This is a genomic window from Sphaerotilus hippei (genome assembly GCF_003201595.1).
Classification (GTDB): domain Bacteria; phylum Pseudomonadota; class Gammaproteobacteria; order Burkholderiales; family Burkholderiaceae_C; genus Sphaerotilus; species Sphaerotilus hippei.
On sequence record NZ_QJJS01000005.1, the window covers coordinates 53,987 to 75,437 of the forward strand.

The 21,451-nt window shown below is 70.9% G+C and carries 23 protein-coding genes; 7 read left to right on the forward strand and 16 right to left on the reverse strand.

The annotated features are described in order from the left end of the window. Positions 1-45: 45 nt before the first annotated feature. A complete protein-coding gene (locus C7444_RS06880) occupies positions 46-1,557 on the forward strand; it encodes a carboxypeptidase M32 (RefSeq protein ID WP_110400110.1) in 1,512 nt (503 codons plus the stop codon). 28 nt (positions 1,558-1,585) lie between these two features. Here C7444_RS06880 and C7444_RS06885 read toward each other — a convergent pair whose 3' ends face one another. The 7 genes from C7444_RS06885 to C7444_RS06915 all read right to left on the reverse strand — a co-directional run bounded on the left by C7444_RS06885 (position 1,586) and on the right by C7444_RS06915 (position 6,657). Further along, positions 1,586-1,891: a copper-binding protein gene (locus C7444_RS06885; RefSeq protein WP_110400111.1), complete on the reverse strand. Its 306-nt coding sequence runs from the start codon at positions 1,889-1,891 to the stop codon at positions 1,586-1,588. A gap of 30 nt (positions 1,892-1,921) precedes the next feature. Further along, entirely contained in the window at positions 1,922-2,431 is a 510-nt protein-coding gene (locus C7444_RS06890; protein ID WP_110400112.1) for a DUF411 domain-containing protein, read from the reverse strand. Then, positions 2,428-2,952 carry a cupredoxin domain-containing protein gene (locus tag C7444_RS06895; RefSeq protein ID WP_110400113.1) on the reverse strand — a complete coding sequence of 175 codons (525 nt, stop codon included), beginning with the start codon at positions 2,950-2,952 and terminating at the stop codon, positions 2,428-2,430. Before C7444_RS06895 ends, C7444_RS06890 begins: the two co-directional genes overlap by 4 nt. 19 nt (positions 2,953-2,971) lie before the next feature. Continuing rightward, positions 2,972-4,342 carry a multicopper oxidase family protein gene (locus C7444_RS06900; protein ID WP_110400114.1) on the reverse strand — a complete coding sequence of 457 codons (1,371 nt, stop codon included), beginning with the start codon at positions 4,340-4,342 and terminating at the stop codon, positions 2,972-2,974. Between the two features lie 21 nt (positions 4,343-4,363). Beyond that, positions 4,364-5,773 carry a TolC family protein gene (locus C7444_RS06905; protein WP_110400115.1) on the reverse strand — a complete coding sequence of 470 codons (1,410 nt, stop codon included), beginning with the start codon at positions 5,771-5,773 and terminating at the stop codon, positions 4,364-4,366. After that, positions 5,770-6,156: a hypothetical protein gene (locus tag C7444_RS06910; RefSeq protein ID WP_146219356.1), complete on the reverse strand. Its 387-nt coding sequence runs from the start codon at positions 6,154-6,156 to the stop codon at positions 5,770-5,772. Before C7444_RS06910 ends, C7444_RS06905 begins: the two co-directional genes overlap by 4 nt. 105 nt (positions 6,157-6,261) lie before the next feature. After that, a complete protein-coding gene (locus C7444_RS06915) occupies positions 6,262-6,657 on the reverse strand; it encodes a hypothetical protein (protein ID WP_110400117.1) in 396 nt (131 codons plus the stop codon). Between the two features lie 88 nt (positions 6,658-6,745). Between C7444_RS06915 and argB the strand changes: the two genes are divergently transcribed. From argB to C7444_RS06940, 5 genes are read left to right on the forward strand one after another with little or no spacing between them, the layout of a single operon-like run. Further along, entirely contained in the window at positions 6,746-7,648 is a 903-nt protein-coding gene (gene argB, locus C7444_RS06920; protein ID WP_110400118.1) for an acetylglutamate kinase, read from the forward strand. After that, positions 7,648-8,400, forward strand: a complete 753-nt coding sequence (locus tag C7444_RS06925) for a pyrimidine 5'-nucleotidase (RefSeq protein WP_110400119.1) — start codon at positions 7,648-7,650, stop codon at positions 8,398-8,400. The genes argB and C7444_RS06925 overlap by 1 nt, the downstream gene beginning before the upstream one ends. A 9-nt stretch (positions 8,401-8,409) precedes the next feature. After that, positions 8,410-9,096 (forward strand): nucleoid occlusion factor SlmA, encoded by a 687-nt coding sequence (gene slmA, locus C7444_RS06930; RefSeq protein ID WP_110400120.1) that lies wholly within the window; start codon positions 8,410-8,412, stop codon positions 9,094-9,096. A gap of 8 nt (positions 9,097-9,104) precedes the next feature. Next, positions 9,105-10,052 (forward strand): ATP-binding protein, encoded by a 948-nt coding sequence (locus C7444_RS06935; RefSeq protein ID WP_110400121.1) that lies wholly within the window; start codon positions 9,105-9,107, stop codon positions 10,050-10,052. Continuing rightward, on the forward strand, positions 10,045-10,551 hold the full coding sequence (locus tag C7444_RS06940; protein ID WP_110400122.1) for an NUDIX domain-containing protein: 507 nt from the start codon (positions 10,045-10,047) through the stop codon (positions 10,549-10,551). The genes C7444_RS06935 and C7444_RS06940 overlap by 8 nt, the downstream gene beginning before the upstream one ends. Before the next feature lie 6 nt (positions 10,552-10,557). Here the strand turns inward: C7444_RS06940 and C7444_RS06945 are convergent, their stop codons facing one another. The 6 genes from C7444_RS06945 to pilB form a co-directional block, all read right to left on the reverse strand. Next, positions 10,558-10,776: a DNA gyrase inhibitor YacG gene (locus C7444_RS06945; protein ID WP_110400123.1), complete on the reverse strand. Its 219-nt coding sequence runs from the start codon at positions 10,774-10,776 to the stop codon at positions 10,558-10,560. After that, positions 10,773-11,528, reverse strand: a complete 756-nt coding sequence (zapD, locus tag C7444_RS06950; RefSeq protein ID WP_110400124.1) for a cell division protein ZapD — start codon at positions 11,526-11,528, stop codon at positions 10,773-10,775. Before zapD ends, C7444_RS06945 begins: the two co-directional genes overlap by 4 nt. A gap of 114 nt (positions 11,529-11,642) precedes the next feature. Then, complete coding sequence (coaE, locus tag C7444_RS06955) at positions 11,643-12,260, reverse strand: dephospho-CoA kinase (RefSeq protein WP_110400125.1); 618 nt, start codon at positions 12,258-12,260, stop codon at positions 11,643-11,645. A 1-nt stretch (position 12,261) separates the two neighbouring features. Beyond that, positions 12,262-13,131, reverse strand: coding sequence for a prepilin peptidase (locus C7444_RS06960; protein WP_110400126.1), 870 nt, complete (start codon positions 13,129-13,131; stop codon positions 12,262-12,264). 8 nt (positions 13,132-13,139) lie between these two features. Next, positions 13,140-14,366, reverse strand: a complete 1,227-nt coding sequence (locus tag C7444_RS06965; RefSeq protein ID WP_110400127.1) for a type II secretion system F family protein — start codon at positions 14,364-14,366, stop codon at positions 13,140-13,142. 40 nt (positions 14,367-14,406) lie between these two features. After that, positions 14,407-16,131 (reverse strand): type IV-A pilus assembly ATPase PilB, encoded by a 1,725-nt coding sequence (pilB, locus tag C7444_RS06970; RefSeq protein WP_110400128.1) that lies wholly within the window; start codon positions 16,129-16,131, stop codon positions 14,407-14,409. Between the two features lie 402 nt (positions 16,132-16,533). On the opposite strand from pilB, the gene htpG reads away from it, so the two are divergent. Further along, positions 16,534-18,426: a molecular chaperone HtpG gene (gene htpG / locus C7444_RS06975; RefSeq protein WP_110400129.1), complete on the forward strand. Its 1,893-nt coding sequence runs from the start codon at positions 16,534-16,536 to the stop codon at positions 18,424-18,426. A gap of 70 nt (positions 18,427-18,496) precedes the next feature. On the opposite strand, the gene C7444_RS06980 is transcribed toward htpG, so the two are convergent. The 3 genes from C7444_RS06980 to C7444_RS06990 all read right to left on the reverse strand — a co-directional run bounded on the left by C7444_RS06980 (position 18,497) and on the right by C7444_RS06990 (position 21,290). Next, the gene (locus tag C7444_RS06980; protein ID WP_110400130.1) at positions 18,497-19,561 is read right to left on the reverse strand and encodes a serine/threonine protein kinase; all 1,065 of its coding nucleotides are present in this window, start codon (positions 19,559-19,561) and stop codon (positions 18,497-18,499) included. Between the two features lie 46 nt (positions 19,562-19,607). Then, a complete protein-coding gene (locus C7444_RS06985; RefSeq protein WP_110400131.1) occupies positions 19,608-20,432 on the reverse strand; it encodes a DUF2726 domain-containing protein in 825 nt (274 codons plus the stop codon). Between the two features lie 156 nt (positions 20,433-20,588). After that, the gene (locus C7444_RS06990; protein WP_110400132.1) at positions 20,589-21,290 is read right to left on the reverse strand and encodes a GNAT family N-acetyltransferase; all 702 of its coding nucleotides are present in this window, start codon (positions 21,288-21,290) and stop codon (positions 20,589-20,591) included. Between the last annotated feature and the right edge of the window lie 161 nt (positions 21,291-21,451).

The following is a 21,451-nucleotide window of genomic DNA, read 5'->3' on the forward strand; positions in this document are numbered from 1 at the left end:
GCCGCGGCTCCCGCGATCTTCCTGAACCGCCCAACGAGACCCCCGATGACTGCTCCTGCTGCCCCCGAGACCCCCGCCTACCTCGAGCTGGCGCGCCGCCACGAGCGCCTGCACCGCTTCGAGCACCTCGAATCCATCGCCGGCTGGGACCAGGCGGCGATGATGCCGCCCAAGGGCCAGGAGGCCCGGGCCGCGGCGCTGGCCGAACTGGGCGCGCTGATGCACGGCCAGCGCACCGATCCGGCGCTGGCGGCGCTGCTCGAGCGTGCCGGGCAGGAGCCGCTCGACGACTGGCAGCGCGCCAACCTGCGCGAGATGCGCCGCGAGCACCGCCTGGCCACCGCCCTGCCCACCGCGCTGGTCGAAGCCAGCACGCTGGCCACCAGCCGCTGCGAGCATGCCTGGCGCCGCCTGCGTCCGGCCAACGACTGGGCCGGTTTCCTCGAAGTGTTCGAGCCGGTGCTCGACCTGGCGCGTGAGCAGGCGCAACGCCTGGCCGATCACCAGGGCCTGTCGCCCTACGACACGCTGCTGGACCGCTTCGAGCCCGGCATGCGCTCGGCCGAGCTCGACGGCCTGTTCAGCGACCTGCGCACCTGGCTGCCCAGCCTGGTCAGCCAGGTGCGCGAGCGCCAGGCCGGCGAGGTGGTGCTGGTGCCGCAGGGGCCGTTCCCGATCGAGGCGCAGCGCCGCCTCAACCTCGAGATGATGCGCCGGCTCGGCTTCGATTTCGAGGCCGGCCGCCTCGACGAGAGCACCCACCCCTTCTCCGGTGGCGTGCCCGAGGACGTGCGGCTGACCACCCGCTACCAGCTCGACGACCTGATGCAGAGCCTGCTGGGCACCATCCACGAGACCGGCCACGCCCGCTACGAGCAGAACCTGCCGTGGGCCTGGATCACCCAGCCGGTCGCCCGGGCCCGCTCCTTCGGCCTGCACGAGAGCCAGAGCCTGTCCTTCGAGATGCAGCTGGCGCGCCATCCGGCCTTCCTGCAGCAGCTCGCGCCGCTGCTGGTCGAGCACTTCGGCGCCCAGCCGGCCTTCGAGCCGGGCAATCTGCAGCGCCTGCTGACCCGGGTGCATCCCGGCCACATCCGCGTCGATGCCGACGAGCTGACCTACCCCGCCCACGTGATCCTGCGCTACGAGATCGAGCGTGACCTGATCGAGGGTCGCCTGCAGGCCCGCGACATCCCGGCGGTCTGGGACGAATCGATGCGCACGCTGCTGGGCCTGTCGACCCTGGGCAACGAGCGTGACGGCCCGATGCAGGACGTGCACTGGCCGTCGGGTTATTTCGGCTATTTCCCCTGCTACACGCTGGGGGCGATGTATTCGGCGCAGTGGTTCGCGGCGATGCGCCGCGAGCGGCCCGACCTGGATGCGGTGCTGGCCCGCGGCGACCTGCAGCCCGTCTTCGACTGGCTCGGCGAGCGCATCTGGAGCCAGGGCTCCCGCTGGGAGACCGCGGAGCTGGCGCAGCGCGCCAGCGGCGCCCGGCTCGACCCGGCGCATTTCCGGGCCCACCTCGAGCGGCGTTATCTGTCGGAAAACTGATGTCGCCGGGGGGCGTTCTTTTTCGGCCTCAGCGGGCCGGCACCAGCCTGGTGACGGTGTACTGGCCGCCGACCTTGTCGGCGTCGAACTTCACCTTGTCACCGACCTTGAGGGTGTCGAGCAGGCCGGCCTCCTGCACCCGGAAGACCATGGTCATCGGGGGCATGTCGAGGTTGCGGATCTCGCCGTGGCGCAGCGTGATCTTCTGCTGCGCCTTGTCGATCTTCATCACCTCGGCGTCGGTGCTCTGGGCCAGCGCCGGTCCGCCGGCCAGCGTGGCGGCGACACCGGCCAGCAGCGTCCAGCGCGACAGGATGGATTTCAGTCGGTTCATGTCGAGGGTTCCTTCTCCGCGATCAACGCTTCAGCGGTAGCTCTGGTAGACACGGCTGCTGCCGTCAGCGGCCACGAGCAGCACATCGTAGGGGTCGTGGCGGCCCTGGTACTCGGGGCCGTCCATGCCGGGCGAGCCCAGCGGCATCGCCGGCACGGCCAGACCGAGGGCCTCGGGCCGCTCGGCCAGCAGGCGCCGGATCTCGCGTGCGGGCACATGGCCCTCGAGCACGTAGCCGTCGACGCGTGCGGTGTGGCAGGAGCCCAGCCGCTGCGGCATGCCCAGACGCACGCGGGCCTGGGTGTTGCCGGTGTCGAAGCTGCGGGTGCGCAAGCCGCTGTCCTCGAGGTGGCGGATCCAGTCGTGGCAGCAGCCGCAGGTCGGGCTCTTCCAGATCTCGACCAGCGGGGCGGCCGGGCGGGCCGCCTGCACCGGCCAGGCCAGCACGCCGAACAGGGCGGCCGAGCCGGCGCGCAGCAGGCGGCGCCGTGAAGCCGTCGGGGGGATCGCCACGGCGCAGGGGGTGGTGGGGTGGGTCATCGTGGGCTCACCTGGATCTGGCCGACCATGCCGGCCTGGTAATGCCCGGCCATCAGGCAGGCAAACTGGAAATCACCGGGGCGGTTGAAGGTCCAGACGATTTCGGCCGAGCCGCCGGGGGCCACGTGGGCCATGTAGGGCTCGTCGTGCTCCATGTCCGGGAACTTCAGCATCAGCGCCGCATGCTGCTCCAGCGCGGTCGGCGTGCCGATCACCGCCTCGTGCTGGAGCCGGCCGGCGTTGCGGATCACCAGGCGCAGCGTCTCGCCTTCCTTCACCTCGATGCGGTCGGGGTGGAAGCGCATGTCGTCGCCCATGCGGATCTGCAGCGTGCGGCGGGCCTCGCGGCGCTCGCCGGCGATGCCCCAGTCGGTCTGTTCCTTGCGGACCGGTCCGCCCGCGTGGGTCTTCTCGCCATGGGCCCGGGCGTCGGGGCCGAAGGCCAGGCCACCCAGCAGGGTGCCGCAGAGGGCCGCCGCGCCGAGGCGGGAGCCGAAACGGGTCAGGTTTCGAGAGGTCATCGGGGGACTCCTGTGTGATTCAGTGCTGCGAGTGATCGGTCGGCTTGCGGGCGCGCACGCTGGCATCCCCGGCCGGGGCGGTGGCCTTGACCGGTTCGGGCAGCGGGGCGCCGGTCCATTCCCGGGCGACCGTGCCGGGCGGGTGCCTGAACCAGCCGGGGTCGCTGTAGTCGCCCGGTTTCTGGTCGCGCCTCACCTTCAGCACGCTGAACATGCCGCCCATCTCGACGCCGCCGAACGGGCCCTGGCCGGTCATCATCGGCGCGGTGTTGTCGGGCAGCGGCATCTCCATCTCGCCCATGTCGGCCATGCCACGTTCGCCCATCACCATGTAGTCGGGGATCAGCTTCGTGATCTTCTTTGCCAGGCCGCTGTGGTCCACGCCGATCATCGTCGGCACGCCGTGGCCCATCGCGTTCATCGTGTGGTGGCTCTTGTGGCAGTGGAAGGCCCAGTCGCCTTCTTCGCTGGCGATGAACTCGACCTGGCGCATCTGGCCGACGGCAACGTCGGTGGTCACCTCCGGCCAGCGCGCCGACTTCGGCACCGGCCCGCCGTCGGTGCCGGTCACCGTGAACTCGTGGCCGTGCAGGTGGATCGGGTGGTTGGTCATCGTCAGGTTGCCCACGCGGATGCGCACGCGGTCGCCCTGGCGCACGTTGAGCGTGTCGATGCCCGGGAAGACGCGGCTGTTCCAGGCCCACAGGTTGAAGTCGAGCATGGTCATGACCTTCGGCGTCGCGCTGCCGGGCTCGATGTCGAAGGCGTTGAGCAGGAAGCAGAAGTCGCGGTCGACCTCGTCGATCAGCGGGTGCCGCGCCTTCGGGTGCGTGATCCACAGGCCGTACATGCCCATGGCCATCTGCACCATCTCGTCGGCGTGCGGGTGGTACATGAAGGTGCCGGGGCGGCGGGCCTCGAACTCGTAGACGAAGGTCTTGCCCGGCGGGATGGAGGGCTGGGTCAGGCCGGCCACGCCGTCCATGCCGTTGGGCAGGCGCTGGCCGTGCCAGTGCACCGCGTGGTGCTCGGGCAGCCGGTTGGTGACGAAGATGCGCACCCGGTCGCCTTCGACCACCTCGATCGTCGGGCCGGGCGACTGGCCGTTGTAGCCCCACAGGTGGGCGTTGAAGCCGGGGCTCATCTCGCGCACCACGGGTTCGGCCACCAGGTGGAACTCCTTGACGCCGGCGTTCATGCGCCAGGGCAGGGTCCAGCCATTGAGGGTCAGCACCGGGCGGTAGGGCCGGCCGTCGGGGGGCAGCAGCGGCGGGGCGGTCTGCGCGCCGGCCCGCAGCACCGGCTCGGGCAGCGCGGCCAGCGCCACGCGGCTGACCGAGGCCGCGGCCACGGCGGCGCCCGCCTGGAAGAAGTTGCGTCGGGAGACCATGTCAGGTTCCTGTTCGGGGATTCAGTGGCCGGCGCCGGAATCGGCGGCGGCGGACGAGGGGGACGGGGCGCTGCCGCCGGCCAGCGCGGGGCGGCCCAGCATCGCCATCTGCAGGTCGGCGTCGGCCAGCCAGAAGTCGCGCCGCGCGTCGATCGCGCCGCTGACGCTGGTGATCTGCGAGCGGGCATCGGCCAGCAGCTCGAACACGCCGATCAGCATGCCGTTGTAGCGCAGCAGGTTCTCGCCGCTGATGCGCTGCTTCAGCGGCACGATGCCGGCCTGCACATGGCGGGCGATCTCCCAGGCGTGGTGCCAGTTCCGGTAGGCCTCGCGCACCTCGGAGCGGGCGTCGATCGCGATCGACGCGGTGCGGTGCAGGCTCGCGGTGTAGACCGCCTGCGAGCGGGCCACGCGGGCATCCCCCCAGTCGAACAGCGGCAGCTCCAGGCTCACTTCCCAGGCGCGGCTGCGGTGGCTGTCGCTGGTGTTGGCGCGGGTCAGGCCGAGCTCGAGCACGTTGACGAAACGGGTCGTGCGCGTCAGGCCCAGGCTGCGGGCGGTCTGCCCGGTGGCCACCTTGGCGGCCTGCACATCGAGGCGCTGGGCGAGCGCACGCGCCTCGATGTCGGGCTGTTCGAGCGGCTGGGCCGGCAGGTCGGGCAGGCGCTCGGGCAGGGCGACGTCGAGCTGCTCGCCCCACAGGCCCAGCGCACGGTTCATCCGTTCGCGGGCGGCGTCCCGGGCGCGTTCGCCGCGGGCGACCGCCAGCACCGCCTCGGCCTCGAAAGCCTGCTCGCGGGCCAGGGCCAGCCGGTTGAAGTTGCCGGCCAGGGCCATGCGGCGGGCCAGTTCGGCGCCGGCCTCGGCCGCTTCATGCACCTGCCGCAGGTAGCGCAGGCCTTCTTCGGCGGCCACCGCCTCGACCCAGGCGCGGCGCGCCGTGGCGAGGTGCTCGATGACCTGCAGCGTGGTCTGCGCCTGCTGCGCGGCCAGGCGCTGGTTCTCCAGCGACTTCGCCAGCGGCATCAGCAGCAGCCGACCCAGGCCGAAGTGCAGGCCGCGCTCCCACTCGATCTCGTCGCCGCTGTTCGTGCGGCTGAACGAGAAGCCGAGGTTGGGCAGCCGGGTGACCTGGGCGAGCTCGGCCTGGGTCACGCCCAGGTCGGCCAGCGAGGCCTGCAGCCCCCGGTGGTTGAGCAGCGTGACCTCGACGGCGGCCTCCATCGTCAGCGGGGCGGCGAGCAGCGTGCGCAGCCGCTGGCGCGCTTCGGGCGAGGGCGCCTGGGCGTCGGGCCAGCGGCTCAGCGCTGCTCCGGTGTGCTGCTGCAGTCGCTGCTGCACCGGCTCGATCGCCGCGTCGGGCGAGGTGCTGGCGCAGCCGGCCAGCGTGGCCGCCGCGATCAGGCCCAGCAGCAGAGGGGTCGATCTCATCGTGCCCCCTCCGGTGCCTGCACCTGCTTCAGGTAGGCCTTCCAGCCACCGACGCGCATCACCTGCTCGTTGGCGGCACGCCAGTCGCCGGTCGGCGTGTCGACCGGGGCCGTGCGCGCCTGCAGCGTCGAGCGGTGGTGCAGCGGGCGCACGCCGGCCCGGGGGTCGGTCGGGTGGGTGGCGCCGGCGTCGGTGCCGTGGTGGGCCGCATGGTGGGTGGCGTGATGGGTCGGCTCGGCGCTGGCCGCGGTCGCCGGCGTGGCGGGGGTGGCCTGGGCGCCTGACGGGGTCTGCGCGAGGGCCAGTGCCGACGCGAGCAGCGCCGGCACCAGCGCAGGCAATGACCCCACCTGCCGTTGGCAGGGGTCTGGACGATGGGACATGGCGGATCCTGATGCACCGGGCGCGATCACGCCCGGCGGCTCACCGCAGTGAGCGGGTGATGACGGCAGGCGGGCGCGAGCGCACCTCGCCTGCGGTGGACCGGATCAGGTCAGGGGGCGCGGTGGGCGGAACGGTTCGGAAGGCGGCCCGTCGGGCAGGCCGAGGGGGGTGGCGGCGCAGGGGGCCGCCTCGGGCAGCGGCGCCAGGTTCAACTCGACCGGTGCCGCCAGGCCCAGGCTGGCGTGGCACACGTCGCACAGCGAGCAGCTGCCATGTCCGGCCGCGGCGGCCTCGGGCACCTCGTCGTGGCGGTCCGTCGTGTGGCAGGGGGCGGGCGTGGCGTCCGCCGGCAGCCCGGCGTGGTCGCTGGCGTGGGCCACGACCGTGAGGGGCGCGCCTGCCGGCAGGCTCATCTGCGTCAGCGTCCACCCGCGCAGCGGCAGCAGCGCGATCACCAGCCAGAGCAGCCAGTGCAGGGTGGGGCGAGGCAGAGTTCGCATGGCCGCAGTATAGAAGGGAGCCGGGCCCGCGGGCATTCCCTAGAATCGCCGGATTGCATCCCGACCCCCACCTTCCGGAGTCCGCCCCATGACCCAAGCGCCCACCGACCTGTCGCACATCGCCCCGCGTGACCAGGCCGAGATCCTGGCCCAGGCCCTGCCCTACATCCGCAAGTTCCACGGCAAGACGCTGGTGATCAAGTACGGCGGCAACGCGATGACCGACCCGGCGCTGCAGCAGGACTTCGCCGAGGACATCGTGCTGCTCAAGCTGGTGGGCATGAACCCGATCGTCGTGCACGGCGGCGGCCCGCAGATCGACTCGGCGCTGGCCAGGATCGGCAAGAAGGGCACCTTCATCCAGGGCATGCGCGTCACCGACGAGGAGACCATGGACGTGGTCGAGTGGGTGCTGGGCGGCGAGGTGCAGCAGGACATCGTCGGCCTGATCAACGCCGTGGGTGGCAAGGCCGTGGGCCTGACCGGCCGCGACGGCGCGATGATCCGCGCCCGCAAGCTCAAGCTGATGGACAAGGACGACCCGACCAAGGAACACGACATCGGCCAGGTCGGCGAGATCGTCTCCATCGACCCCAGCGTGGTCAAGGCGCTGCAGGACGATGCCTTCATCCCCGTCATCAGCCCGATCGGCTTCGGCGAGAACAACGAGAGCTACAACATCAACGCCGACCTGGTCGCCTCCAAGCTGGCCGAGGTGCTCAAGGCCGAGAAGCTGATGCTGCTGACCAACATCCGCGGCGTGCTCGACAAGGCCGGCAACCTGCTGACCGACCTGACTGCCCGCCGCATCGACGAGCTGGTCGCGGACGGCACGATCAGCGGCGGCATGCTGCCCAAGATCGCCGGCGCGCTGGACGCGGCCAAGAGCGGCGTCAACGCGGTGCACATCGTCGACGGTCGCGTGCCGCACGCGATGCTGCTGGAGATCCTGAGCGATCAGGCCTACGGCACGATGATCCGCTCGCACTGATGGGGTCCCCAGGCGGGTCGCGGCGCGACGTCGCCCCTGCCCGAGGGCGCGCGCGCCGGGCGCCGCCGGTGTGGCTGTTCGATCTGGACAATACGCTGCACAACGCCTCGCGCTCGGCCTTCGGCCCCATCAACCAGGCGATGACCGACTACATCGAGCGGGAGCTCGCGGTCGACCGGTCCGAGGCCGACCGGCTGCGGGGCCACTACTGGCAGCGCTACGGCGCCACGCTGCTCGGGCTGATGCGCCACCACGGCGTGGCGGCGCGCCATTTCCTGCACCACACCCACGTGCTGCCGGGGCTGGAGGCGGCGCTGCAGGCCCATCCGCACGACGTCGCGGTGCTCGCCCGCCTGCCCGGGCGCAAGTTCGTGCTGACCAATGCACCGCGGGCCTATGCCGAGCGGGTGCTGCAGGCGCTCGGGCTGGCGCGGGCCTTCGACGGTGTCATCGCGATCGAGCAGATGCGCATGTTCGGCCACCTGCGGCCCAAGCCCGATGCCCGCATGCTGCGCCAGCTGGTGGCGCGCCTGCGCGTGCCGGCCTCGCGCTGCGTGCTGGTCGAGGACACGCTGGAGCATCAGAAGGCCGCCCGGCGCGTGGGCATGCGCACCGTGTGGATGCAGCGCTGGGTGCGCCGTCAGTCGTTCGGCCCCGAGGCCGGTGCCCGGCTGCACCGCCGGCCGGTGTATGTGTGTGACAGAATCCGCAGCCTGCGCATGCTGGACCGGTACGGCAGCGCCCCGTCCTGAAACTGCTTGATGACAGCCACTTCCCCTGCTGACCCCGATCTGGACCTCGCGCCCGAACCGACCTCCGCCGAGGCGGCGGCGGTCGACGAGGCCGCGCCATCGGCACCCCCTGCGCGCAAGCGGCCACGACCGGGCGAGCGGCGCGCGCAGATCCTGCAGACGCTGGCCCACATGCTCGAGCAGCCGGGCACCGACCGCATCACCACCGCGGCGCTGGCGGCCCGCATCGGCGTCAGCGAGGCGGCGCTGTACCGCCACTTCGCCAGCAAGGCGCAGATGTTCGAGGGGCTGATCGAGTTCGTCGAGACCAGCGTCTTCTCGCTGATCAACCAGATCGTCGCCCGCGAGGCCGATGGCCGCGTGCAGGCCGCCCGCGCGATCGCGGTGCTGCTGCAGTTCGGCGACCGCAACCCGGGCATGACCCGGGTGATGGTCGGGGACGCGCTGGTGTTCGAGCACGACCGGCTGCAGGCGCGCATGAACCTGTTCTTCGACCGGATCGAGTCGACCTGCCGCCAGAGCCTGCGCCAGGCCGCCGAGCTGCGTGGCTCCAGCACGCCGACGGTCGACGCCACGGCGCAGGCCTCGGTGCTGGTGAGCTTCGCGCTGGGCCGGCTGCAGCGTTACGCCCGCTCCGACTTCAAGCGCAGCCCGATCGAACACCTCGAACCCGCCCTGCAGCTGCTGCTGGGCTGACCTTCACCATGTCCCTGCCTGAACTGACCTCCCTGCTGGTGCGTGCCGAGGCGCTGCTGTCGCGCCTCGAGTCCGTGCTGCCGCGGCGCCTGGAAGCGCCGGACTGGGGCGCCGCCGTCGCCTTCCGCTACCGGCAGCGCCGCAGCGGGCCGGTGCTCGAGCCGGTGCGCCACCTGGCGGCGATGTCGCTGCAGGCGCTGCGCGAGGTCGATGCGCAGAAGGAGCGCCTGCGCCGCAACACCGCCCAGTTCGTCGCCGGCCAGCCGGCCAACAACGTGCTGCTGACCGGCGCTCGGGGCACCGGCAAGAGCTCGCTGATCAAGGCCTGCCTGGCCGAGTTCGCCGCCCAGGGCCTGCGCCTGATCGAGGTCGACAAGGCCGACCTGACCGACCTGCCCGACATCGTCGAGCTGGTGGCCGAGCGGCCCGAGCGTTTCATCATCTACTGCGACGACCTGAGCTTCGAGGAGGGTGAGGCGGGCTACAAGGCGCTGAAGTCCATCCTCGACGGCACGGTGGCGCAGGCCAGCGACAACCTGCTGATCTACGCGACCAGCAACCGCCGCCACCTGCTGCCCGAGCAGGCCCGCGACAACCTGTCGGTCCGCTACACCGACGATGGTGAACTGCATCCCGGCGAGGCGATCGAGGAGAAGATCTCGCTGTCCGAGCGCTTCGGCCTGTGGATCAGCTTCTACCCCTTCAGCCAGAACGAGTACCTGGCCATCGTGGGCCAGTGGCTGGGCCACTTCGGCCTGTCGCCGGCGGCGATCGCGGCGGCCCGGCCCGAGGCGCTGGTCTGGGCGCTCGAGCGCGGTTCCCGCTCCGGCCGGGTGGCGCAGCAGTTCGCCCGCGACTTCGCGGCCCGCCACGGCACCGAGGCGTTCACGCCGGCCGCCCCCGAGGCCTTGGCGCCGGCGGCTCGGGCCGTGCCCGACGGGCTGGACCATGTCTGAGGGCCGGGTCGACCGGGTGGCCCCCGGCGCCGAGGACCTGCCGCCGCGCCCGGCGGTCGACGTGGCCGTCGGCGTGCTGATCCGCCGCGATCCGCAGGGCCGCGAGGGGCAGTTCCTCGTCACCTCGCGCCCGCAGGGCAAGGTCTACGCCGACTACTGGGAGTTCCCCGGCGGCAAGCTCGAGGCGGGTGAGACCGTCGAGCAGGCGCTGCGGCGCGAGCTGGTCGAGGAGATCGGCGTGACCATCGGGGCGGTCCTGCCGTGGCGCGAGCTGGTGATGGACTACCCGCACGCCCGGGTGCGGCTGCATTTCTGCAAGGTCTTCGACTGGAGCGGCGAGTTCGAGATGCGCGAGGCCCAGCAGATGGCCTGGCAGGACCTGCCGGTCGAGGTGACGCCCGTGCTGCCCGGCACGGTGCCGGTGCTCGAATGGCTGGCCGAGGAGCGTGGCCATTCGGGCCGGACCCACACGCCGGTGGCGGACGGCACCGGCACCTGAGGCGCTTCAGCCCTCGATGCCGTCGTCCGGCGGCTCGACCGCCTGGACCCGGTAGCTCTCGCTGGCCCAGGCGCCGAAGTCGCGGGTCTTGCAGCGCTCGCTGCAGAACGGCCGCCACGGGTTGGCGGGCTCGAAACGGGTCTTCGTGCCGCAGGCCGGGCAGGGCACGACCGGCGTCGGCCGGGACGGCGACGGGTCGTCGCTGGGGCGGGGTTCGTGGTTCATGCGCACAAGGTCATTTCAAGTCGGACATCCTCGGGCACCGGCTTGAGGCGCCGGTCCGCGTCGGCCCGCATCAGCCGCACCGACACCAGCAGCCGGTTGCCGCTGACCTCGGGCACCAGGCGCCGGGCCGGATCGACGGCGATGCGCACCAGCTGGAAGCTGCGGCTGTTGCCCAGGCTCTGCTGGAACTGGCCCCCGTGCACGACGATGTACTGCGGCACGCCCCCTTCACGCAGCAGCGCCAGGCAGACCGTCAGCGCGTCGGCCAGCGGGTCCAGCGTGGTGATCCAGCGCTGCAGGTCCTCGCGCCGCACCTCGGGCGCCTCGTGCTGCCAGGCGAAATAACCGGGCAGGTCGAAGGAACAGGTGCCCCCGGGAATGCTGATGCGGCTGCGCACGTTCATCAGCCACTCGTTGCCGGCCAGGGACTGGCCGGCCTTGCCGGGCAGCCGCAGCAGCTGCTGGTGGGCGTGGTCGATCTGGCCGATTGCGCGCTCGAGCACCTGTTCGGCGATCGACGGGTTGCCGCGGTAGGTGCTCAGCTGCTGGCGCTGGCGGTCGAGCTCGAGCAGCAGGTCGCTCTTGAGGTCCGCCCGCGACGCCACGTCGAGGATCTCGAACAGCGTCACCAGCGCATGGTGGTGGTCCAGCGCGGCCTCGCGGGGCAGCAGCGCGGCCAGGCGCGCCAGCAGGTGTTCGAGCCGAAGCATCGTGCGGATGCCTTCGTTGAACGGATATTCGTAGAAGATCAAGGCTGGGGCTCCATGGCGGCCGGAGGCTGTGAATCACAGCGGCCGGATTGTTTCACAGCCCCGTGCCGCGCGCGATGCCTGGATGGCGGCGGGGTCGCCGGCGAGCCGGCTTTTTCAGCCGACCGTGCCGTCCGTCGCACCGGCGGCCTGCCAGCGCCGCCAGAGGGCGTGCACCTCGTCGCGCAGCGTGTCCAGCGTCCGGGCGTCGTTGAAGATCACGTCGTGAGCCACCGCCAGGCGCTGCTCGCGGCGGGCCTGCTGGTCGATGACGCGGCGCACGGCAGCCTCGTCCCAGCCGTTGCGCTGCATCACCCGCCGCACCTGGGTCTCGACCGGGCAGTCGACCACCAGCACGCGGTCGACCCGATCGAGCCAGCGACCGGACTCGACCAGCAGCGGCACGTCGAACACCAGCAGCGCCCCGGCCGGCGCCGCCCGGGCGGCCGCTTCGGTCTGCGCACCGATCATCGGGTGCAGGATGGCCTCGAGCCGCTGCCGTGCCGCGGGGTCGGCAAAGACCTGCTCGCGCATGCGGGCGCGATCCATCGCGCCGCGGGCGTCGATCATGCCGTCGCCGAACTGCCGGCGGATCGCCTCGATCGCCGCGCCCCCCGGGGCGGTCAGCCCGTGGGCGATCGCGTCGGTGTCGATGACGTGGGCGCCCAGGTCGCGCAGCAGGCCGGCGACCGTGCTCTTGCCGCTGCCGATGCCCCCGGTCAGGCCGATGCGCATCTCAGGCCCAGCCCATCCAGCGCAGCACCTGCTGCTCGCCCGCCAGCAGCACCATCGCGCCGCCGCCGGCGAGGAAGGGGCCGAAGGGCACGTAGCGCCCCTCGCGCAGCGAGCCCTGCAGCTTCATGCCGATGCCCACCACCGCGCCGCACAGCGAGGCCGCCAGCACGACCGGCAGCAGCATGCCCGCCCCCAGCCACGCCCCGAGCGCGGCCAGCAGCTTGAAGTCGCCTTCGCCCATGCCGTCCTTGCCGGTGGCGAGCTTGAAGGTGGCGGTGATCAGGTAGAGGCTGAGGTAGCCCGCCACCGCGCCCCACAGGGCGTCGGCCAGCGGCTGGGTCCAGCCCAGCGCCGCGGCGATCAGCCCGGCCCACAGCAGCGGCTGGGTCAGGCTGTCGGGCAGCAGCGTGGTGTCCCAGTCGATCAGCGCCAGCGTCAGCAGCATCGCGGCGAAGCCGCACCAGGCCAGCGCGGCCGGCTGGGCACCGAAGTGCTGGCCGATCCAGGCGAACAGCGCCGCGCAGCCCAGCTCCACCAGCGGGTAGCGCAGCGCGATGCCGGCGTGGCAGGCCGAGCAGCGTCCGCGCAGCAGCAGCCAGCTGAGCACGGGCAGGTTCTCGAACCAGCGGATCCGGTGGCCGCAGTGCGGGCAGCGCGAGCGCGGCGAGGCCAGGCTCAGCGCCGCGGTCTCCGGCGTCTCGGCCGGGGCTTCGGTGCCGAGGATCGCGGCGCTGTCCTGGCGCCACTGCCGCTCCAGCATGATGGGCAGGCGGTGCACCACCACGTTGATGAAACTGCCGATGCACAGGCCCAGCAGGCCGAGCGTCCACGGGGAGAACCAGAGCGCGGACAGCTCCGTCGTCGATGCCATGCCCACGTTCAGACCACCTGACCCAGCTTGAAGATCGGCAGGTACATCGCCACGACGATGCCGCCGATGATCGTGCCCAGCAGCACGATGATGAACGGCTCCATCAGCGTGGACAGCCCCTTGACCGCGTCGTCGACCTCGGTCTCGTAGAAGTCGGCCACCTTGCCCAGCATCTGGTCGAGCGAGCCCGACTCCTCGCCGATCGAGCTCATCTGCAGCACCATGTTCGGGAACACGCCGGTGGTCTGCATCGAGCTGGTCAGCGCCGAGCCGGTCGCCACGTCCCGCTGGATCTGCTCGGTGGCCTTGGCGAAGACGGCGTTGCCGGCCGCCCCGCCCACCGAATCCAGCGCCTCGACCAGCGGCACGCCGGCGGCGAACATGGTCGACAGCGTGCGGCTCCAGCGCGCCACCGCCGCCTTGTGCACCAGCGGGCCGAACACCGGCACCCTCAGCAGCAGCTTGTCCATCGTCATCTGCAGCGACGGCGAGCGCCGCCAGCTCTGGATGAAGGTGTAGATGCCCAGCCCCAGGCCGCCGAAGATGGCCCACCAGTACTGCACGAACAGGCCCGACAGCGCGATCACCAGCAGCGTGGGGGCGGGCAGGTCGGCGCCGAAGGACTTGAAGATGTCCTGGAACGAGGGCACGACGAAGATCATGATGATCGCGATCACCACGAAGGCCACCGCCAGCACCGCCACCGGATAGACCAGCGCCGCGCGGATCTTGCCCTGCAGCTCGATGCTCTTTTCCTGGTAGGTGGCCAGGCGGTCGAGCAGCGTCTCCAGGATGCCGGCGGCTTCGCCGGCCTCGACCAGGTTGCAGTACAGCGCGTCGAACTGCAGCGGATGCTTGCGGAACGAGGCCGACAGGCTGGTGCCGGTCTCGACGTCGTTGCGGATGTCGGTGAGCATGCGGGTCAGCCGCGGGTTCGAGCTGCCGCGCGCGACGATGTCGAAGGACTGCAGCAGCGGCACGCCCGCGCGCAGCATCGTCGAGAGCTGGCGGGTGAAGACGGCGATGTCCTTGCCCCGGATGCTGCGCCCGCCCGAGCTGCGGCGCTTGCGCACCTTGGTGACCAGCACGCCCTGGCGGCGCAGGCTGGCGTTGACCATGGCCTCGCCGCCGGCGCGCAGCTCGCCCCGCACGATGCGGCCGTTGCGGTCCTTGCCTTCCCATTCGAAGACATAGTCCTTGATCTTCTTCGCCGCTGCCGCGCCTGCTGTGGCCATTGCGCCTCCTGTAGCCGTGTCCGTCCGCGGATCGCGGCGTTCACTGGTTGGTCACTGAAATCACTTCCTCGAGCGTGGTCACGCCCAGCCGCACCTTGATCAGCCCCGACTGGCGCAGGTCGCGCACGCCTTCGCGCGCGGCCTGCTCGGCGATGTCCATCGCCGTGCCCTGCGAGAGGATGCAGCGCTGCAGCGCCTCGGTGATCGGCATGACCTGGTAGAGGCCGAGCCGCCCGCGGTAGCCGTTGCTGCAGGCCGAGCAGCCCACGGCACGGTAGGGCTTCCAGGAGCCGTCCACGTCCTCGGGCCGGAAACCGGCGCGCAGCAGCGCCTCGCGAGGGTAGTCGGCGGGCGCCTTGCAGTTCTCGCACAGGCGCCGCGCCAGCCGCTGGGCCGTGATCAGGATCACGCTGGCGGCGATGTTGAACGGCGGCACGCCCATGTTCAGCAGCCGGGTCAGCGTCGTCGGCGCGTCGTTGGTGTGCAGCGTCGACAGCACCAGGTGGCCGGTCTGGGCGGCCTTGATGGCGATGTCGGCCGTCTCCAGGTCGCGGATCTCGCCGACCATGATCACGTCCGGATCCTGCCGCAGGAAGGCCTTCAGCGCGGTGGCGAAGTTCATCCCCGCCTTGTCGTTGACGTTGACCTGGTTGATGCCCGGCAGGTTGATTTCGGCCGGATCCTCGACCGTCGAGATGTTGATGCCCGGCTGGTTGAGGATGTTCAGGCAGGTGTAGAGCGACACCGTCTTGCCCGAACCGGTCGGGCCGGTCACCAGGATCATGCCGTAGGGGCGCCGGATCGCCTGCATCAGGCGATCCTTCTCCTCGCGCTCGTAGCCCAGCGCGTCGACGCCCAGCTTGGCCGAGGACGAGTCCAGGATCCGGATCACGATCTTCTCGCCGAACAGCGTGGGCAGGGTGCTGACGCGGAAGTCGATCGACTTGCTGCCGAACTTCAGCTTCATACGGCCGTCCTGCGGCACCCGCTTCTCGGCGATGTCCAGCCGGCTGATGACCTTGATGCGCGACGCCAGCTTGTCCTTGATCACCACCGGCGGCTGCGTGATCTCGCGCAGCTCGCCGTCGATGCGGAAACGCACCCGGTAGGTCTGCTCGTAGGGCTCGAAGTGCAAATCCGACGCACGCATGTTGATCGCGTCGATCAGCATCTTCTGCAGGAAGCGCACCACAGGCGCGTCCTCGACGTCGGAGGTCACCTCCTCGTCGGGCCGGGCGCCGGTGTCGGGCTCCTCGACGTCGAAGTCGAAGTCGCCCGAGACGATCGACTCCAGCGCCTCGGCGGCCGAGGTCGACTTGGCGTCGACGATCTTCTGCAGCTTGTCGTACTCGACGATCACCCACTCGGGCGTGAGCTGCGTGGCGAACTTGATGCGGTCGACCGCCTCCTGGTCGGTCGGGTCGGCCCCGCCGATGAACAGCCGGTTGCCGCGCCGCCCCAGCACCAGCACCTGGTACTGCGACAGCGTGCGCGCGTCGACCAGGTTCTGCGGCAGCTTCTGGGTGTCGACGGCGTCGAGGTCCAGCAGTGGCACCGACAGCGCCTGCGACAGCGTGTGCGCCAGCGCACTGGGGGTCAGCGCATTCGTGCCGATCAGCGCCGCGACGAAGCTGCGGCGCTGGTCCCGGGAGGTGCGCACCAGCTCCTCGGCCACCCGCGTGCTGAGCTGGCCGGAGTGGACAAGGATGCGAGCCACCCCCGAGAGGGTGTTCTGCGGGACATCTGCAACGGAGTCGGCGGCCACGTCTTCTCGGGATGGAGGGTTCAATGGAAAGGGATCCGGCCGGCCACCGCGGCGGCCACCGGGCGCCAATGGCGCAGGGGGCTCTATTGTGTGACGTTCTGCCGCCTCCGGTGCCCGCTGATTGGGCAGGAAACCGCGCCGTATTGGCCCGATGTCGGGCACCCCGCCGCATGGCAGGCCGTGGCCGCACAAGGTGATTCGTGCACCGGGGCCGCCCCGTGCCCCGGCATCGCCTCTGGCGGCTGGTTTCATTTTCTTACCAAGCCGGAGCCCGCCGACCCGTCACGACCGGGGCATGCCTGCCCTTGAATCCTCGCGCAGGCCCCCCATCTCTGGCCCATCCGGGGGATGGGCGGTGCTCCGCTCCCCCTGTTTCCCTTGAACTTCCTCTTGCGTGCGCACATGGAAAAACAGACCCTGTCCTTCCAGGCCGAAGTGAAGCAGCTGCTTCATCTCGTGACCCATTCGCTGTATTCGAACAAGGAAATCTTCCTGCGCGAGCTGGTCTCCAACGCGTCGGACGCCTGCGACAAGCTGCGTTTCGAGGCGCTCAACGACAACACGCTGTTCGAGGACCAGCCCGATCTGGCCATCCGCGTCAGCTACGACAAGGCCGCCCGCCGCATCGTCATCAGCGACAACGGCATCGGCCTGTCGGCCCAGGAAGCCATCGACCACCTCGGCACGATCGCCAAGAGCGGCACCAAGGAGTTCATGAGCAAGCTCGAGGGCGAGAAGGCCAAGGACGCGAACCTGATCGGCCAGTTCGGCGTCGGCTTCTACTCGGGCTACATCGTCGCCGACCGCATCACGGTCGAGTCGCGCCGCGCGGGCGCCGCGATCACCGAAGGCGTGCGCTGGAGCAGCGAGGGCACCGGCGACTTCGAGGTCGAGACCATCCGCCGCGAGAGCCGCGGCACCGACGTCATCCTGCACCTGCGCGAGGGCGAGGACGAGTTCCTCAGCACCTGGAAGCTCAAGTCCGTCATCAGCAAGTACAGCGACCACATCTCGCTGCCGGTGCTGATGCGCAAGGAGTCGTGGGACGCCGAGAAGAGCGAGAACGTCATCTCCGACGAGTGGGAGTCGGTCAACAAGGCCGCCGCCCTGTGGGCGCGCAGCAAGAGCGAGGTCACCGACGCCGAGTACAAGGCGTTCTACGAGCAGCTGACCTACGACACCACGCCGCCGCTGGCCTACACCCACAACCGCGTCGAGGGCCGCACCGAATACACCCAGCTGCTCTACCTGCCGGCCAAGGCGCCGATGGACCTGTGGAACCGCGACAAGCGCGGCGGCGTCAAGCTCTATGTGAAGCGCGTCTTCATCATGGACGACGCCGAGGCGCTGATGCCCACCTACCTGCGCTTCGTCAAGGGCGTGATCGACTCGGCCGACCTGCCGCTGAACGTCAGCCGCGAGCTGCTGCAGGAAAGCCGCGACGTGAAGGCCATCCGCGAAGGCTCGACCAAGCGCGTGCTGAGCATGCTCGAATCACTGGCCGACAGCGAGAGCGCCGACGACAAGGCCAAGTACGCCGATTTCTGGAAGGAATTCGGCACGGTGCTCAAGGAAGGTGTCGGCGAGGACCACACCAACCAGGAGCGCCTGGCCAAGCTGCTGCGCTTCGCCTCCACGCACGCCGACGAGGGGGTCTCCTTCGCCGACTACGTCTCGCGCATGAAGGAAGGCCAGGAGGCGATCTACTACATCACCGCCGACACGCTGGCGGCCGCGAAGAACAGCCCGCAGCTCGAGATCTTCAAGAAGAAGGGCATCGAGGTCCTGCTGTTCACCGACCGGGTCGACGAGTGGATGCTGGGCCACCTCTACGAGTTCGAGGGCAAGAGCCTGCAGAGCGTCGCCAAGGGGGCGGTCGACCTGGGCAAGCTCCAGGACGAGGAGGAGAAGAAGCAGGCCGAGGCGGCGGCCGAAGGCTTCAAGCCGACGCTCGAGCGCCTGAAGGCCGCGCTGACCGGACGGGCCAAGGACGTGCGCGTCACCACCCGCCTGGTCGACTCGCCGGCCTGTCTGGTGACCGAGGAGGGTGACATGAGCGGCCACCTGGCCCGCCTGCTCAAGCAGGCCGGCCAGAGCGCGCCGACCAGCCTGCCGGTGCTCGAGGTCAACGCCGACCACGCGCTGGTGGGCCAGCTCGCCGCACTGCCGGAAGGCTCGCCCCGCTTCGACGACCTGGCGCAGGTGCTGTTCGGCAACGCGCTGCTGGCCGAAGGTGGCCAGCTCGACGACCCCGCGGACCATGTCCGCCGCATCCAGGCCCTGATCCTGGGCTGAGCCCCGCCTGAACCGCCCTCGAACGCCGGACTCGCTCCGGCGTTTTTCATCGGGCCACGGCCTTCAGGCCTCAGGCGACCAGCGGCTCGTCCTGCATCGCCTCGATCTGCTCGTGCAGCTGCATCGTCTGCTGCGCCCAGTACGACGGGCTCTCGAACGACGGGAAGGCGATCGGGAAGGCCGGGTCGGCCCAGCGCCGGGCGATCCACGCGCTGTGGCCGATCAGGCGCAGCGTGCGCAGCGGCTCGATCAGCGCCAGCTCGCGGCGGTCGAACTCGCGCAGCGTCTCGTAGCCGTCGAGCAGCGCACCGAGCTGGGCCTGCATCTCGTGGCGCTCCCCTCCCAGCAGCATCCACAGGTCCTGCACCGCCGGTCCGTTGACCGCGTCGTCGAGGTCGACGAAGTGCGGCCCGCTGCCGGTCCACAGCAGGTTGCCGGCGTGGCAGTCGCCGTGCAGGCGCATGAGCTCGAGCGGGCCGTGGCGCTCGAAGCGGGTGTCGACCGCGTCGAGCGCCCGCAGGCAGGCGCTGTGCCAGCCGCCCAGTGCGTCGGGAGGCAGCACGTCGCCGTCGATCAGCCAGGCCACCGCGGCCCGGGCCGCGCGGCTGCCGTCGAGCGTCAGCCGGTGCTCGAAGGGTCGCTGCCGGCCCACCAGGTGCAGCCGGGCGAGGAAGCGGCCGATCCACTCCAGCGTCTCGGGCTGGTCCAGCTCGGGCGCCCGGCCGCCGCAGCGCGGGCTCACGCCGAAGCGCCAGCCGCCGACCCGCGCCAGCGTGGGCGGCTGGCCCGTCAGCGTGGCCACGGGCTGCCCGGCGGGCAGGTCGACCGGCGGCTGCAGCACCAGCGGCGGCACGGCCGGCACCTCGGCGGCGGCCAGCTCGAGCGCGAAGTGGTGCTCCTCCAGGATCTGCGCATCGCTCCAGCGGCCGTCGCGGTAGAACTTGGCGACGACGATCGGCGGCTGGGCCGCCCCGGGGTCGAGCGACTCCTCCAGGTGGACCTGGAAGACCCGGTTCTCGTAGGAGTTGAGCTGCAGGATGCGGCCGTCGCCACGCAGTCCGGCGGCGTCGAGTGCGTCGAGCACCGCGTGGGGCGTCAGGCCGGCATAGGGCTGTTCGGGGTCATGATCGGTCATGGCCGATGGTAGATCAGCGCCGGATCCCGGCGCTGGCGGCCCGGGTTCAGTGGCGGCCGATGATGTTGCCGGCGGCGTCGCCCGAGGCACCGAAGGGCTCGCTCGGCCGGCCGGCCCACAGGCCGTACGGATCCGGACGGGCCTGGGCGCTGTCTTCCTCCTTCGGGCGGCTCACCACCTTCAGATCGGGGCGCTCGCCGCTGGCGGGCGGCTCGCGGAACGGGTCGCGCAGCGTCTCGGGCGAGAAGAAGGAGTCCTGCGCGAAGCCGGAGTCGTACCACTGGCTCTCCGCCGCATAACGGCTGCGCGCGGCCTGCGCCACGGTCGAGTGCGGGGCCTTCAGGTCACGCAGCATGTCGGGCACGACCGGGCGCAGGTTGTCGCCGACCGAGGGCACCAGCATCTGCAGCTCGGCCGCGCTGGGCAGCTGGTCGGAGCGGCAGGTCACGTAGCGGATGCGGCAGGCCTCCAGCACCGACTGCTTGATGGTCGCCACCCGCGGGGTGCTCGGCCGGCTCGGACGCTCGATGTCGATGGCCGCCAGGATGCGGCCGTTGTCCGAGCAGACCACGAAGCTGACGTGGATCGGGCCCAGCAGGTTGAACCAGTAGCGCAGCGTCTCGCGGTCGCTGGGCTGGCAGATGCGCACCAGCGGCAGCTTGGCCAGCACGGTGTGGTGCGGCAGCGCGGCGCGCAGCTGGCGGTAGAGGGCGCGCTCTTCCGGCGTGAAGATGGGGCGCTGGACCAGCGGCCATTCTTCGGGCAGCGCTTCGCTGCCGCGCGGGCGCGGCGGCTTCTTCAGCAGCAGCGTGGCAAAGCCCGCCAGCACGGCGGCGGCCAGAGCAAGCGTGATCCAGACGTGTGTGGTCATGAGGCGGTGAAGGAGGCGACAGGTGGCTGACGACCCGTGACGGGTCGGACAGGTCCGATGTTACGGAATACTGTAACCACTTGTGAATCCCCCGCGCCGGTGGCGTCCGTGGGCGCGCCGGCTCCCCGCAGCACGAAAATCCGCAGGCTCAGGCGCTCAGGCGCTCAGCCGGTCGACCAGGCGGCAGATCTGGCGCGTCTGCAGCTTGTAGGCGTAGTTCAGCTGGGCCAGGTGGCGGGCCAGCAGCGCCTCGGCGCGGGTGCGCAGCGTGACCGGTGGCAGCTGCAGCCAGGCTTCGGACTCGCTGCCTTCCCGCTGCACCGACGCGCCGGCCTGGCGGGCGATGCGCAGCATCACGGTGTTCTCGCTCAGCGCGTGGATGAACAGGCGGTCGACGCCGCGGTTGCGGCCATGGCGGGTGGCGTGGGCGAACAGGCGGTTGCCCAGGCCGCGTCCCCGCGCCGTGGCGCGCACCGAGACCGCGAACTCGGCCATGCGCAGCACCCGGCCGGCGGTCGTGTCCTGCAGGTAGGCCAGGTGGGCGATCGCGATCAGCTCCAGCCGGCGGTTGAAGATGCCGAACACCTCGTCACCCTCGAAGTCCAGCGACTGGGCGTACTGCCGGATGCGTTCGTCGCTGGCCGGGTAGCCGAAGCGCAGGTAACGGTCGTGCGAGCCGAGGCTGAGCAGGTGGCGCTCGACCCGGCTGCGGTGCTGCGCACCGAGCTGGATGATCGGGGCCCAGCGCCACAGGCGCACCGGCAGCTGCGCGCCTTGCCGCACCAGTTCACGCACGCGGGCGGTGCCACGCTCGCGCAGCGTGCCCCATGAAAAGCAAGTCTCGGCAGGATCGGCCATGGCGCAATTTTAGGTGTTAACCCTGATCGGTACGCGTCGCCCCTCCAGACCCGGGCGCATGGCCGGGATTTTGTCCCGCTCTGCCGCGCTTCCCGTGGCGGGACCCGCCGCAGGGGAGCACCGCCCCTGTGGGGCTTCCCGCCACAGCCGCCGCGGTGCCC

Coding starts and splice junctions, on each gene's coding strand:
- slmA (WP_110400120.1), top strand. CDS start 8,410: ATGACAGCCACTTCCCCTGCTGACCCCGATCTGGACCTCGCGCCCGAA.
- C7444_RS06880 (WP_110400110.1), top strand. CDS start 46: ATGACTGCTCCTGCTGCCCCCGAGACCCCCGCCTACCTCGAGCTGGCG.
- C7444_RS06915 (WP_110400117.1), bottom strand. CDS start 6,657: ATGCGAACTCTGCCTCGCCCCACCCTGCACTGGCTGCTCTGGCTGGTG.
- C7444_RS06990 (WP_110400132.1), bottom strand. CDS start 21,290: ATGGCCGATCCTGCCGAGACTTGCTTTTCATGGGGCACGCTGCGCGAG.
- C7444_RS06905 (WP_110400115.1), bottom strand. CDS start 5,773: ATGAGATCGACCCCTCTGCTGCTGGGCCTGATCGCGGCGGCCACGCTG.
- C7444_RS06935 (WP_110400121.1), top strand. CDS start 9,105: ATGTCCCTGCCTGAACTGACCTCCCTGCTGGTGCGTGCCGAGGCGCTG.
- htpG (WP_110400129.1), top strand. CDS start 16,534: ATGGAAAAACAGACCCTGTCCTTCCAGGCCGAAGTGAAGCAGCTGCTT.
- C7444_RS06960 (WP_110400126.1), bottom strand. CDS start 13,131: ATGGCATCGACGACGGAGCTGTCCGCGCTCTGGTTCTCCCCGTGGACG.
- C7444_RS06965 (WP_110400127.1), bottom strand. CDS start 14,366: ATGGCCACAGCAGGCGCGGCAGCGGCGAAGAAGATCAAGGACTATGTC.
- C7444_RS06985 (WP_110400131.1), bottom strand. CDS start 20,432: ATGACCACACACGTCTGGATCACGCTTGCTCTGGCCGCCGCCGTGCTG.
- C7444_RS06945 (WP_110400123.1), bottom strand. CDS start 10,776: ATGAACCACGAACCCCGCCCCAGCGACGACCCGTCGCCGTCCCGGCCG.
- C7444_RS06885 (WP_110400111.1), bottom strand. CDS start 1,891: ATGAACCGACTGAAATCCATCCTGTCGCGCTGGACGCTGCTGGCCGGT.
- C7444_RS06895 (WP_110400113.1), bottom strand. CDS start 2,952: ATGACCTCTCGAAACCTGACCCGTTTCGGCTCCCGCCTCGGCGCGGCG.
- C7444_RS06925 (WP_110400119.1), top strand. CDS start 7,648: ATGGGGTCCCCAGGCGGGTCGCGGCGCGACGTCGCCCCTGCCCGAGGG.
- C7444_RS06900 (WP_110400114.1), bottom strand. CDS start 4,342: ATGGTCTCCCGACGCAACTTCTTCCAGGCGGGCGCCGCCGTGGCCGCG.
- C7444_RS06910 (WP_146219356.1), bottom strand. CDS start 6,156: ATGTCCCATCGTCCAGACCCCTGCCAACGGCAGGTGGGGTCATTGCCT.
- coaE (WP_110400125.1), bottom strand. CDS start 12,260: ATGCGCATCGGCCTGACCGGGGGCATCGGCAGCGGCAAGAGCACGGTC.
- C7444_RS06980 (WP_110400130.1), bottom strand. CDS start 19,561: ATGACCGATCATGACCCCGAACAGCCCTATGCCGGCCTGACGCCCCAC.
- argB (WP_110400118.1), top strand. CDS start 6,746: ATGACCCAAGCGCCCACCGACCTGTCGCACATCGCCCCGCGTGACCAG.
- C7444_RS06890 (WP_110400112.1), bottom strand. CDS start 2,431: ATGACCCACCCCACCACCCCCTGCGCCGTGGCGATCCCCCCGACGGCT.
- C7444_RS06940 (WP_110400122.1), top strand. CDS start 10,045: ATGTCTGAGGGCCGGGTCGACCGGGTGGCCCCCGGCGCCGAGGACCTG.